The following is a 12,817-nucleotide window of genomic DNA, read 5'->3' as shown; positions in this document are numbered from 1 at the left end:
GCCCGGCTAGATGAGGCCATGAAACGCCTCGCCTGCGCCCTCGCCGCCCTGTCGATTTCCGCGCCCGCCGCCCTCGCTCCCCCCGCCCTGGCCCAAGACGATCCGCACCTGTGGCTCGAGGAGGTGGAAAGCCCCAGGGCGCTCGCCTGGGCCGAGGCCGAGAACGCCAAGACCGCAGCTGTCCTGGAGACGGACCCCCGTTACCAGGCGATGCTGGCCGAGGCGCGCGCCATCTTCACCGCCAAGGACCGCATCCCCACGCCGGGCTTCCGGGCCGGCGGGATCGACAACCTGTGGCAGGACGCCGAGCACCCGCACGGCCTGTGGCGGCATACGACCCGGGCCTCGTACGGCGCCGCCCAGCCTGCCTGGGAGACGCTGATCGACATGGACGCCCTGGCCAAGACCGAGGGCCGGCGCTGGTTCTTCAAGGGCGCGGTGTGCCTGAAGCCCGAGGAGACGACCTGCCTCGTCCGCCTCTCCGACGGCGGCGGCGACGCGGTCGAACTGCGCGAGTTCGACACCCGCACCCGACGGTTCGTGGAGGGCGGCTTCCGCTTCGCCGAGGGCAAGCAGTACGTCCAGTGGATCGACCGCCACACGCTGGTCGTCGGCCGCGAATGGACCCCCGGCGAGGTCACCCAGTCCGGCTATCCCTATGTGCTGAAGACGGTCGCCCGCGACGGGACGGCGCGCGAGGTCTTCCGCGGCCAGAAGGCTGACGTCTGGGCCCAGCCCGCCGTGCTCTACGGCGAGGGCGGCCGGGCCGACGGCCTGGTGGTCCAGCGGGGCCTGTCGTTCTTCGAGTCCGAGTTCAGCCTCGTCACTGATCGGGGCCTCGTCCGCATCCAGCTGCCGAAGAAGGCGCAGGAGGAGGCCTATGTGGACGGCCAGGTGGTGTTCAGCCTGCAGGAGGCCTGGGGCGGCTTCCAGCCCGGCGCCCTCGTCGCCTACGACCTGGCGGCCCTGAAGGCCGACCCCGCCGGCGCGCGCCCGACGCTCGTCTTCCAGCCCGGCCCGCGCCAGGCGGTGCAGCAGGTCTCGGCCACCGACGGGAAGCTGGTGGTGACGCTGCTCGAGGACGTGAAGGGCGCGGTCGACGCCTACGACTTCGCGGACGGCCGCTGGACCGCCCGGCGCCTGCCGCTGCCGAAGGACGCCAACATCACCCTGGTGGACACCTCCGGGAAGGACGACGCCCTGTTCGTCACGGTCGAGGGCTTCCTGACCCCCACCAGCCTCTGGCTCGCCGACGCCGCGAGCGGGACGGCGCAGCAGGTGAAAACCCTGCCGCCCCGTTTCGACGCCTCGACCCACGTCGTGGAGCAGTTCTGGGCGACCTCCTCCGACGGCGCGAAGATCCCCTACTTCATCGTGCGCCCGAAGGCGGCGAAGCTGGACGGCTCCCTGCCCACCCTGATGTACGGCTACGGCGGCTTCGAGGTCGCCAAGCCGCCCATCTACATGCCCGAGGCCGGCAAGCTGTGGATGGAGCGGGGCGGCGCCTACGTCATCGCCAACATCCGCGGCGGCGGCGAGTTCGGACCCGCCTGGCACCAGGCGGTGCTGCGCGAGAAGCGCCAGCTCGCCTTCGACGACTTCGCCGCCGTGGCCCGCGACCTGTTCGCACGCAAGATCACCTCGGCGCGCAGGCTCGGCATCTACGGCCGCTCCAACGGCGGGGTGCTGACCACCGTGTCCATGACCCAGCATCCCGAGCTGTGGAACGCCGTCGTCGTCGAGAGCCCGCTGGTCGACATGCTGCGCTACCACAAGCTCTCGGCCGGGGCGTCCTGGGTCGGCGAGTACGGCGATCCCGACGTGGCCGAGGACCGCGCGTTCATCGCGAAATACTCCGGCTACCAGAACCTGAAGCCGGGCGTGCGCTACCCGCTGGCCTACATCACCACGAACACCCGCGACGACCGGGTCCATCCGGGCCACGCGCGCAAGTACGCCGCGCGCCTCGCCGAGCTGGGGGTCCCCTACCTCTACTACGAGCAGACCTTCGGCGGGCACGCCAACGACGCCGATCCCGAGCTGAACGCCCGGCGTTGGGCGCGGCACTACGTCTACCTGGCCCAGCGGCTGATGGACTGAAGGGGGGGGGCCTCAGGCCTCCTTCAGCATGTCGGCCAGCAGCCGGCCCTCCGCCCGGCGGTTCGAGCCGGCGCGCCAGGCGACGACGATCTCGCGCTCGGGGTGATCGGCGGTGATCGGCCGCACGGCGACCGGCGCCGCCTCGGTCAGCCCGGCGGCCACCGCCATCCGGGGAATGAAGGTCACGCCCAGGCCCGAGCCCACCATCTGCACCAGGGTGGGCAGGGAGGTGGCGGCGAAGGCCTCCTCATTGCCGCCGTCGCGCGGCGGGCTCAGCCGGCAGGCCGACAGCGCATGCTCGCGCAGGCAGTGGCCGTCTTCGAGCAGGATCAGGTTCTCCTCCGCCAGCGCCTCGGGCGAGGCGGCCTTCAGGGCGGCGAGCGGATGGTTCGCCGGCAGGGCGGCGAGCAGCTCGTCGTCGGCGACGTGCGCCCACTCCAGCCCCGACATGTCGAACGGCAGGGCGATCAGCGCGGCGTCGAGGCGCCCCGCCTTGAGCTGCGCGATCAGCCGCTGGGTCAGGTCCTCGCGCAGGAACAGCTTCAGCTTGGGGAAGCGCTCGCGCAGCAGCGGCAGGGCTCGGGGCAGCAGGAAGGGCGCGATGGTCGGGATCACCCCGAGACGGAAGCGGCCGGTCAGCGGCTGTCCGGCGTTCTTGGCCGCCTCGACCAGCTCCTCGGCCTCGTTGAGGATCACCGTCGCCCGGCGCAGGGCCTCCTCGCCCACGGGGGTCAGGATCACGCCCGAGCGGGCCCGGTCGACCACCGGCGCGCCCAGCGTCCGCTCCAGCTCCTGGATGCCCGCCGACAGCGTCGGCTGGGTGACGTGCGCGGCCTCGGCGGCGCGGCCGAACGCGCCGTGCTCGGCCAGCAGCTTGAGGTACTGCAGCTGTCTGATCGTCGGCAGCATCGGGCGTCACTCCAGGGGCGCGCGGGGCGCCGCATCACCATAGCTTTGTTCTATTCGATATCCAAAAACAATCGATTGGCCTTTGGGTTCAGCCTCCCCTATCTCCCCGTCACACGCCGGGCGGAGCCACCGCCCGGCGCTCTCCTGAAGTCTGGACACGCACACCAACTTCAGCCCCGCCCGGGGGGTGCTTCCCTACCTCCCCCCAAGCATCCCCCGGGCGCCTTCCTCTTCATCCCAGCGAGTCCAGGGCCGCGGCCAGCCGCGCGACGCCGGCCGCCATGCCGCGCGCCGGAAAGCCCGAGAAGCCGAGCATCAGGCCGGCGCGGGGCGGCGCGCGGCGGTACAGCGGACTGATCGCCCGGGCGATGATCCCCCGCCCGGCCGCCGCGCGCTCGGCCGCCACGTCGTCGAGCCCGCCGTTCAGGAACGCGGTCAGGTGCAGCCCCTGGTCGGGCAGGCCGATCTCGACCCGGTCCCCCAACGCGTCCCGCAGCGCCTGCGCGAGCGCGTCGCGCTGGACCTTGTATGCGATCCGGCGGCGGCGGATGTGGGCGGCGAACTGGCCGCTCTCCATGAAGTCGAGCACGACGGCCTGGGTCAGCGTCGGGGGCTGCCGGTCGGTGAGCTGGCGCGCGGCGGTCAGCGCGGCGGCCAGCGGCCGCGGGGCGACCATGTAGCCGAGCCGCAGGCCCGGGAAGAGCGCCTTGTTCAGCGTGCCGACGTAGATCACCCGCTCGCCGCCATCCAGGCCCTGCAGCGCGGCCAGCGGCGGGCCCGAGTAGCGGAACTCGGCCGAGTAGTCGTCCTCCACGATCCAGGCCCCGGCCTCGCGGGCCCAGGCCAGCAGCTCCAGCCGCCGGCCCATCGAGAGCGTCACGCCCAGCGGGTACTGGTGCGAGGGGGTGACGAAGGCGAGCCGGGCCCGCGGCTCCGCGGCCATCCCCGCCGCGACGTCCAGCCCCGCCCGGTCGACGGGCACCGCATGCACCACCGCCCCGGCGGCGGTCAGGGCGTGCCAGGTCGGCTGGTAGCCGGGGTCCTCCATCCAGACCGGATCGCCGGGCTGCAGCAGCACGCGCACGGCGATGTCCACAGCGTGCTGGGCGCCCGAGGTGACAATCACCTGGTCGGGGTCGCAGACCACGCCCCGCGCCGCGCGCAGGTAGTCGGCGACCGCGGCCCGCAGGCGGGGCTCTCCCGCCGGGTCTGAATAGCCGAAGTGGACGTGGTCCAGGGTCCGGAGGGCCCGGCGCGTTGCCTTCGCCCAGGCGTCCAGGGCGCGGGCGTCCATCAGCGTTCGGCCGTTGGAGAACAGGCGGGGCTCGTCGGGTCCGGGCAGGGGCAGGGCGGCCAGCGACGCGACGCGCGGCGGCGTCAGCGGCGGCGGGGCGGCGGGCGCGGCGGACGGGGCCTTCAGCTCCAGCACCCCGGAGAGGTCGCCGCAGACGTAGGTGCCCGAGCCCGGCCGACCTTCGGCGTAGCCTTCGGCCAGCAGCAGGTCGTAGGCGGCCACCACCGAGGCCCGCGCCACGCCCAGCCGCGCGGCGAGATCGCGGCTGGAGGGCAGCCGCCCGCCCGGCTTCAGCGCCCCCTGGTGGATGGCGCCGCGCACCTGCTCGTAGACCTGCCGGATCACGGGCCCGCCGGGCCCCGGCGCCTCCCACGGATAGATGTCGGCCCAGCTCATGCTCGCCCCGAAGTGGTCTGCGGCGACGTCGCCGATTGGACCTACATGCTAGACCACATATCCTCTAGCTGCGGAACCCACGTAACGGAGTTCCGCCGATGGACGATGCGCCCGCCTTCACGCCCACGCCGCGCTCGCAGGTGCGCCGCCGGCCGCAGCGCGCCGCCTACGACGAGGCGGCGGTGTTCGAGATCCTCGACGCCGGGCTGATGGCCCACGTGGGCTATGTCATCGACGGCCAGCCCTATGTGACCCCCACGGCCTACTGGCGCGAGGGCCGCACGCTCTACTGGCACGGCGCGGCCGCCAGCCGGATGCTGGGGACGGTCGGCCAGGGCGTCCCGGTCTGCGTCACCGTCAGCTTCCTGGACGGGCTGATCGTCGGCCGCTCGGGGATCATGCACTCGCTGAACTACCGCTCGGTGATGGCCTTCGGCCGGGCGCGCGCCGTCGCCGAGCCCGCGGCCAAGCGCGCCGCGATGGACGCCTTCATCGACCGCCTCTACGCGGGCCGGCCGCTGAAGCTGCGGCCGACGACCGACGCCGAGCTGGCGCGGATCGCCCTCGTCGAGATGGAGATCGAGGAGGCCTCGGCGAAGGTCCGCAGCGCCGACGCCGCCGAACTGGAGCCCGAGCCCGGCTGGGCCGCCTGGGCGGGCGTGTTCCCGATCGAGACGCGGATCGGCGCGCCGGCCCCCGCGCGGGGCGAGGCGGCGCCGCACACGCCGGACCTGTCGCCCTACGCCGAAGGGGCGCGGCTCGACGCGGCGCTGGCGGCGGCTAGTCGGGCGTCCCGGTCCGCAGGTAGCGGCCGTAGCGGCTGAGCGCCTCGCCCATCACCCCGTCCACGGGCGCGGCGAAGGCCTGGGCCAGGCCCGGCGGGCCGCCGCTCACGCTGTAGGTCAGCACCACCTCGGACGCGCCGGTCCCCTTGGGCTTGACCGTGAAGGTCAGCGCGCCCGAGACGCCCTGGTCCTGCAGCGGACCGAGGGCCGCGTCCAGCCGCAGCATCCCCTGGGCCGGCCAGGCGAGGACCACCGTCCCGTGCGCCACCCCGCCGCCCGCCAGGGCCTCGCAGAAGCAGCCGCCGGGTTTCATCTCGAGCGTCAGCGCCTTCGGCGCGTCGCCGGAGTAGGTGTGCGCGCTGCTCCACCAGCGGCCGACCTCGCCCAAGGCGGCATAGGCGCGGTCGGCGCGGACCGGCGCCTCGACCACATGCCGAATCGCAAAGCCCGTGTCCCACTGTCTCACCACCTCGGCCCGGGCCGCGCCGGCGAAGGCTGCGGCGATCATGGCGCCGGCGAGCATGACGGGTCTGACGCGGGTGCTCATGGGGGGACTCCTCCCCTTCAGGCGGGCTCGAAGCTTAGCGGGCCGCCCCAGAAGGTCTCGACCAGGCTGTTCTGGGCGCCGGGCTCGCCCGTGGTCAGGAACCGCCGCAGGCCCGAACGGCCGGGATCGAACTCCGGATGCCGGTCGAGGTAGCGCGCCAGGGCGTCGGCGGTCGCCTCGGGCTGGCGGATCAGCGGGGTTCCGGGCGGCAGCGCCTCGCGAAACAGGTCGGCGACGATCTCGTAATGGGTGCAGCCGAGGATCGCGCGATCCGGCGCGCGGCCGATACGGGTCCTCAGCGCCTGGACGTGGCCCTCGATCACCGCCTTCAGCTCCTCGCGCGGGGCGCCGGCCTCGATCATCCGGGCGAGCTCGGGGCAGGGCTCGGAAAAGACCGCCACGTCCTGCCGGCGCTTGTCGATCTCGATCTCGTAGACCCGGCTGCGGGCGGTGGCGGGGGTGGAGAAGACGCCGAGGATGTCGAGCTTCTCGACCTTCTCGCCGCGCCGCTCGGCCTCGTGCTCCCACGGCAGGCCCGTGGCCGCCTCGATGGTCGGCACGACGATGCCCAGCACGTTCAGCGCCCGCCCCGTCTCGCGGCGGTAGCCCGGCAGCCAGGTCTGCTGCAGGCGGCGCAGGGCCACGCTGGCGGCGGTGTTGCAGGCCAGCACGACGAGGTCGCAGCCCGCCTCGAACAGCCGGATGCAGCCCGCCTTGGTCAGCTCGACGATCTCCTCGCCGGGGCGGCCGCCGTACGGCGCGTTCGCCTGGTCGGCGAGATAGACGAAGTCGGCGTCGGGGAAGCGCTCCACGAGCCTGTGGTGGACGGTCAGGCCGCCCACGCCGGAGTCGAAGACACCAATGGCCATGTCCGGTTGCTTAAACTGCGTCCCGACCGGCGGCTAGGCCGTCGTGCGGCCCGCGCCTCGCCGGGCGAGCCCGCGGGAAAACCGGCGTCATATCAAGGCCCTGTCACGTGACGTTCAGCTCCGATCCTGCTTAAGGTCGCAGGCAATGAGCCGTCCGACCGGAGATTCCATGCGCCGTCGCACCTTCCTCGCCGCCACCTCGGCCCTCGCCGCCACCTCGGCCCTCGCCGCCGCCGCCGCCCTGCCCGCCGCCGTCCTGGCCCAGGACCTTCCCAAGGACTTGGCCGCCAACCCGGCCGCGGCCCCGTGGACTGGGCCCTTCGGCGGCGTGCCCGCCTTCGACAAGGTGCGGCTGGAGCACTTCCGTCCCGCGCTGGAGGCCGGCATGGCGCAGGAGTGGGCCGAGGTGGAGGCGATCGCGAACGATCCCGCCCCGCCCACCTTCGACAACACCATCGAGGCCCTGGAGCGTAGCGGCTCTGCCCTCGACCGCGTCCAGACGATCTACGGCGTCTGGGTGGCGACCCTGTCCACGCCCGAGCTGCGCGCGCTCGACAAGGAGATGCAGCCGAAGCTCGCGGCCCATAGCGACCGCATCCTGCAGAACGAGAAGCTCTTCCAGCGCATCGACGCGGTCTACCGCCAGCGCGAGAGCCTGAAGCTCACCCCCGAGCAGGACCGGCTGCTGTGGCTGCGCTGGAACACCTTCGTCCGCAACGGCGCCCAGCTCGCCCCCGAGGCCAAGGCCAGGGTCGCGGCGATCAACGCCGAGTTGGCCACGGCCTTCACCGCCTTCAGCCAGAACCTGCTGCACGACGAGAACGAGTACGACCTCTACCTGAAGGAGGCCGACCTCGCCGGCCTGCCCGCCGACGTGCGCGCGGCCATGGCCGCGGCGGCCAAGGCCAAGGGCCGCGACGGCGAGTACGTGATCGTCAACACGCGCTCGTCGGTGGACCCGTTCCTCACCTACGCCGAGCGCCGCGACCTGCGCGAGAAGGTCTGGCGCACCTACTACAGCCGCGGCGACAACGGCGGAGCTCACGACAACAACGGCCTGATCCGCCAGATCCTGAAGCTGCGCGCCGAGCGGGCGAAGCTGTTCGGCTATCCGACCCACGCCCACTGGCGGCTGGCCAACAACTCCATGGCCGAGACCCCGCAGGCCGCCAGCGAGCTGATGGAGCGGGTGTGGCCCTTCGCCGTCGCCCGCGTGAAGGAGGAGGTGGCCGAGATGCAGGCCATCGCCGACAAGGAAGGCGCCGGGATCAAGATCGAGCCCTGGGACTACCGGTTCTACGCCGAGAAGGTCCGCAAGGCCCGCTACGACCTCGATATGAACGAGGTGAAGCCTTACCTGCAGCTCGAGAAGCTGCGCGAGGGCATGTTCTGGGCCGCCGGCCAGCTCTACGGCTTCACGTTCCATCCGGTGACGAACGTGCCCGTGCAGCATCCGGACGTCCGCGTCTGGGAGGTGAAGCGCGGGGCCGAGCACATCGGCCTGTGGTACTTCGATCCCTACGCCCGGACCGGCAAGCGCTCGGGCGCCTGGATGAACGCCTACCGGGCGCAGGAGACCTTCGACGGCAAGGTCACCACCATCGTCTCGAACAACTCGAACTTCGTGAAGGGCGCCCCCGGCGAGGCGGTGCTGATCTCGTGGGACGACGCCGAGACCATGTTCCACGAGTTCGGCCACGCCCTGCACGGCCTCAACTCGGCGGTGACCTATCCCTCCGTGTCGGGCACCCGGGTGTTCCGCGACTACGTGGAGTTCCCCTCGACGGTGAACGAGTCCTGGCTGCGCACGCCCCAGGTGCTGAACCGGTTCGCCCTGCATCATCAGACCGGCAAGCCGATCCCGCCCGAGCTGGTCGCCAAGATCGAGAACGCCTCGACCTTCCGCCAGGGCTTCGACGTCACCGAATTCCTCGCCTCGGCGCTGATCGACATGAAGCTGCACCTGGCCGGCGACGCCGACATCGATCCCGACGCCTTCGAGCGCGAGGAGCTGGCGAAACTCGGCATGCCCGCCGAGCTGCCGATGCGCCACCGCACGCCGCAGTTCGGGCACATCTTCGCGTCCGACGGCTATTCGGCCGGCTACTACTCGTACCTGTGGGCCGAGGTGATCGCGCTGGACGCCGTCGAGGCGTTCCGCGAGGCGCCGGGCGGCCTCTACGACAAGGGCGTCGCCAAGCGGCTGCACGACCACGTCATGAGCGTCGGCAACTCGGTCCACCCGCGCGAGGGCTACCGCGCCTTCCGCGGCCGCGACCCCGACGTGAAGGCCTACCTGAAGGACAAGGGCTTCCCGACGAGCTGACCCTCAGGCGAACAGGTCGCCCTGGGGAGTCTCCTTCGGGATGGCCGCCTTCGCGCCCTCGATGGCGAGCAGCCTCAGCTTGGTGTCCACCCCGCCGCGGGCCGAGAAGCCGCCGGGCTTGCCGCCGGCGGCGGTGACCCGGTGGCACGGCACCACGATCGGCCAGGGGTTCTTGCCGAGCGCCTGGCCGACGTCGCGGGCCAGCAGCTTGTCGCCCAGCTTCTCGGCGATCTCGCCGTAGGTCAGGGTCTCGCCCGGCGGGATCGCGCGGGCGATCTCGTAGACGCGGGCGTGGAACGGGGGCGTGCGCGACAGGTCCAGCGGCGCGGCCGACAGGTCGGCCTTCTCGCCGCGCATCAGCGCCTGGATCCCGGCGATCGTCGGCGACAGCGACGCCGGCGGCTCGGCCTCGGCCGTCTCGGGGAAGCGGCGCCGGAAGCCGCGCCGCGCCGTCTCGGCGTCGCGTTCGGGCAGGTGGCAGGCGACGAGGCGCGCCTGGCTGTCCGCCTCGTTCCAGGCGATCCCCGCCCAGCCGATGGCCGTCTCGAAGAGTGCGAACCGGATCATGACCGCAATATAGCGCCGGTCGCCGATAGCCGCTGGCGGCTTTCGGACTTGCTAGGTCGAGGTCCCCTGGAGCGGCGTCTGCTGATGCTGGACGAGCCGCCAGCCCGGCCCGTCGCGGCGATAGGTCGAACTGCACCAGGCCTCGTACGGCGCCTCGCCATCGCGCCGCCCGCTCGCGCGATAGGCCAGCACCGCAAGCTCGCCCGTCGGCTGCGCCAGGGTCCGCTCGTCCATCTCCACCGAAGCCCAGCGCGGCGCACCCTCCAGGCTGGCTGCGATCGCCGGACCCCGCAGCACGCCGAACGGGAAGACCATGACGCATTCCGGGTCCAGCGCGCGGGCGAAATGCTCGGGTCCCCTGAGCCAAAACCGCCGCTCCAGGTCCCACAGGTGATCGGTCTCGTTCATGGAAGAGGAAACGCAGGACCCGCCGTCCGTCTCCCGTCCGCGCCCTCTCCCCTTTTCGTCACGGCTCGACTTGTTCGGGTCACCCATCCCGACGCCCCTCCGCGACGAGAGGGGAGAGGCCGACGGCAAAGCCGTCCCGTCGACACGAAGCGCACGAAGACCACCAAGATCACGAAGGATGGCCCCTTCGTGTCCTTTGCGCCCTTCGTGTTCTTGGTGTTCGAACATCCCCGGCCCGCCGCCCCAGGCTGGGTCGCCCGGACAAGCCGGGCGATGACGAGATGAGGGAGCCTCGTTCGTGTGGTTCGTGGACCTCTTCCGCACCCTACGAGCGTCCACGGCTGCCGCCCGCGCCGCTGATTCCTTGACTCGGAGTTCTCCACAGGCGCATAAGCGCGCCCTTCCGGCCTGATCTCGGTCAGCGCCCTCCACCGCCACGACCCCCACCACCATATGGGACGAGGGCGGCGAGGCCCCCCGTCGACGCAATCGTCCACGGGGGCTGATCGCGTTTGGGCCATAGGAGTTGCACTTGTTCGACGCGCTTTCTGATCGGCTGACATCCGTCTTCGACCGGCTCTCCGGTCGCGGCGTGCTGTCCGAGAAGGACATCGACGAGGCGATGCGCGAGGTGCGCGTCGCCCTGCTCGAGGCCGACGTCGCCCTGCCGGTCGTCCGGCAGTTCATCGACAAGGCCAAGGAGCGCGCGACGGGCGAGGCGGTGATCCGCTCGGTCAAGCCCGCCGACCAGGTCATCAAGATCACCTACGACGGCCTCGTCGAGATGCTGGGCGGAGACGGCGAGCCCGAGGGCCTGCGCCTGTCGGCCAACCCGCCGACCGTGATCCTGATGAGCGGCCTGCAGGGGTCGGGCAAGACGACCACCGCCGGCAAGCTCGCCCTGCGCCTCTCAAAGGAGCGCAAGAAGGTCCTCCTGGCCTCGCTCGACACCCGCCGCCCGGCGGCCATGGAGCAGCTGGCCATGCTGGCGACCCAGGCCGGGGTGGACTCGCTGCCGATCGTGCCGGGCCAGTCGGCGCCGGACATCACCCGCCGCGCGCTGCAGGCGGCCAGGCTGCAGGGCTACGACGTCCTGATCCTCGACACCGCCGGCCGCACGACGCTGGACGAGGCGATGATGAGCGAGGCGGCCGAGATCGCGAAGATCTCGAACCCCTCCGAGACCCTGCTCGTCGCCGACGCCCTGACTGGCCAGGACGCGGTGCGCACCGCCAAGGCCTTCCACGAGCGCCTGCCGCTCACCGGCTTGGTGCTCACCCGCGCCGATGGCGACGGCCGCGGCGGCGCGGCCCTGTCGATGCGCGCGGTCACCGGCCTGCCGATCAAGTTCCTCGGCGTGTCCGAGAAGATCGACGGCCTCGACGCCTTCGACGCCCACCGCGTGGCCGGCCGCATCCTGGGCCGCGGCGACGTCGTGGCCCTTGTCGAGAAGGCCGCCCAGGACCTCGACGTCGAGCGCGCCGAGGCGATGGCCAAGAAGCTGGCCAAGGGCCAGTTCGACCTCGACCTGATGGCCGAGCAGCTCAAGCAGATGAAGCGCATGGGCGGCATGGAAGGCCTGATGGGCCTGCTGCCCGGCGTGCAGAAGATGAAGAAGCAGATCGCCGAGAGCGGGGTCAGCGACAAGACCTTCGACCGCCAGCTCGCGATCATCTCGTCCATGACCAAGGCCGAGCGGAAGAAGCCCGACATCCTGCAGGCTTCGCGCAAGCGCCGGATCGCCGCGGGCGCCGGCGTCGACGTGGCCGAGATCAACCGCCTGCTCAAGCAGCACCGCCAGATGGCCGACGCCTTCAAGGCGCTGTCCAAGAACGGCGGCAAGGGCTTCGGCCAGATGGCCAAGATGCTCGGCGGCGGCGACATGGACCTGGGCAAGCTGGCCCAGCTCGGCGGCGGCAAGGCGCCGACGCCCGAGCAGATGGAAGAGCTCCAGAAACAACTCGGCGCCGGCCCCAAGGGGGCCCTGGGCGGCCTGAAGCTTCCCGGCCTCGGCGGCGGCCTGCCGCCGGGCTTCAATCCCTTCAAGAAATAAGACCTGAGGACCTAGACCAATGCTGAAGATCCGTCTCGCCCGCGGCGGCGCCAAGAAGCGCCCCTACTACTCGATCGTCATCGCCGACAGCCACTCGCCCCGCGACGGCCGGTTCATCGAGAAGGTGGGCAGCTACAACCCGCTGCTGAAGAAGGACGACCCGAACCGGATCGTCGTGAAGCAGGAGCGCATCCAGGAGTGGCTCGGCAAGGGCGCCCAGCCGACCGACCGCGTGGCCCGCGAACTGTCCAAGCTCGGCATCACCCAGTGGACGGCCGGCAACAACCCGAAGAAGGGCGAGCCGGGCCAGAAGGCCAAGGAACGCGCCGAGGAGCGCGCCCAGCGCGAAGCCGACCGCGCCGCCGCGGCCGCCGAGGCCGCCGCCGCTCCGGCTGAAGAAGCCCCGGCTGAAGAGGCTCCGGCCGAGGAAGCCGCCGCCGAGGCCGCCCCGGAAGCCGCTGCGGCCGAAGAGGCCCCGGCCGCCGAGGCCGCCGCCGAGGAAGCCGCTCCCGCCGCTGAAGAGGCCGCTCCGGCCGAAGGCGAAGAGCAGGCCTAAGCGCTCG

At 71.9% G+C, this 12,817-nt stretch carries 11 protein-coding genes; 5 read left to right on the top strand and 6 right to left on the bottom strand.

The window, feature by feature from the left end:
- The first annotated feature begins 18 nt into the window (after positions 1-18).
- Positions 19-2,100, top strand: coding sequence for a prolyl oligopeptidase family serine peptidase (locus tag PHZ_RS00675; protein ID WP_012520687.1), 2,082 nt, complete (start codon positions 19-21; stop codon positions 2,098-2,100).
- A gap of 12 nt (positions 2,101-2,112) precedes the next feature.
- On the opposite strand, the gene PHZ_RS00670 is transcribed toward PHZ_RS00675, so the two are convergent.
- Positions 2,113-3,009: a hydrogen peroxide-inducible genes activator gene (locus PHZ_RS00670; RefSeq protein ID WP_012520686.1), complete on the bottom strand. Its 897-nt coding sequence runs from the start codon at positions 3,007-3,009 to the stop codon at positions 2,113-2,115.
- Between the two features lie 232 nt (positions 3,010-3,241).
- On the bottom strand, positions 3,242-4,699 hold the full coding sequence (pdxR, locus tag PHZ_RS00665; protein ID WP_012520685.1) for a MocR-like pyridoxine biosynthesis transcription factor PdxR: 1,458 nt from the start codon (positions 4,697-4,699) through the stop codon (positions 3,242-3,244).
- Between the two features lie 98 nt (positions 4,700-4,797).
- Here pdxR and PHZ_RS00660 point away from each other — a divergent pair, with 98 nt between their 5' ends.
- On the top strand, positions 4,798-5,523 hold the full coding sequence (locus tag PHZ_RS00660; protein ID WP_012520684.1) for a pyridoxamine 5'-phosphate oxidase family protein: 726 nt from the start codon (positions 4,798-4,800) through the stop codon (positions 5,521-5,523).
- Here the strand turns inward: PHZ_RS00660 and PHZ_RS00655 are convergent.
- Together PHZ_RS00655 and PHZ_RS00650 are read right to left on the bottom strand one after the other, a co-directional pair.
- Complete coding sequence (locus PHZ_RS00655; RefSeq protein ID WP_041372922.1) at positions 5,480-6,031, bottom strand: hypothetical protein; 552 nt, start codon at positions 6,029-6,031, stop codon at positions 5,480-5,482. The two genes, PHZ_RS00660 and PHZ_RS00655, sit on opposite strands and share 44 nt — an antisense overlap.
- 17 nt (positions 6,032-6,048) lie before the next feature.
- Entirely contained in the window at positions 6,049-6,900 is an 852-nt protein-coding gene (locus PHZ_RS00650; protein ID WP_012520683.1) for a glutamate racemase, read from the bottom strand.
- 169 nt (positions 6,901-7,069) lie between these two features.
- On the opposite strand from PHZ_RS00650, the gene PHZ_RS00645 reads away from it, so the two are divergent.
- Positions 7,070-9,226 carry a M3 family metallopeptidase gene (locus tag PHZ_RS00645; RefSeq protein ID WP_012520682.1) on the top strand — a complete coding sequence of 719 codons (2,157 nt, stop codon included), beginning with the start codon at positions 7,070-7,072 and terminating at the stop codon, positions 9,224-9,226.
- Positions 9,227-9,229: 3 nt separating this feature from the next.
- Here the strand turns inward: PHZ_RS00645 and PHZ_RS00640 are convergent, their stop codons facing one another.
- Together PHZ_RS00640 and PHZ_RS00635 are read right to left on the bottom strand one after the other, a co-directional pair.
- Positions 9,230-9,793, bottom strand: a complete 564-nt coding sequence (locus PHZ_RS00640; protein WP_012520681.1) for a methylated-DNA--[protein]-cysteine S-methyltransferase — start codon at positions 9,791-9,793, stop codon at positions 9,230-9,232.
- Positions 9,794-9,844: 51 nt separating this feature from the next.
- On the bottom strand, positions 9,845-10,201 hold the full coding sequence (locus PHZ_RS00635) for a nuclear transport factor 2 family protein (RefSeq protein ID WP_012520680.1): 357 nt from the start codon (positions 10,199-10,201) through the stop codon (positions 9,845-9,847).
- A 532-nt stretch (positions 10,202-10,733) separates the two neighbouring features.
- On the opposite strand from PHZ_RS00635, the gene ffh reads away from it, so the two are divergent.
- Both ffh and rpsP read left to right on the top strand, forming a co-directional pair.
- A complete protein-coding gene (ffh, locus tag PHZ_RS00630; protein ID WP_041372921.1) occupies positions 10,734-12,254 on the top strand; it encodes a signal recognition particle protein in 1,521 nt (506 codons plus the stop codon).
- A 19-nt stretch (positions 12,255-12,273) separates the two neighbouring features.
- On the top strand, positions 12,274-12,810 hold the full coding sequence (rpsP, locus tag PHZ_RS00625; RefSeq protein ID WP_012520678.1) for a 30S ribosomal protein S16: 537 nt from the start codon (positions 12,274-12,276) through the stop codon (positions 12,808-12,810).
- The last annotated feature ends 7 nt before the right edge of the window (positions 12,811-12,817 follow it).

Origin of the sequence: Phenylobacterium zucineum HLK1 (assembly GCF_000017265.1) — a bacterium.
GTDB lineage: Bacteria > Pseudomonadota > Alphaproteobacteria > Caulobacterales > Caulobacteraceae > Phenylobacterium > Phenylobacterium zucineum.
Note: the sequence above shows the minus strand (reverse complement) of the source record. Positions and strands in the feature narration are given on the sequence as shown.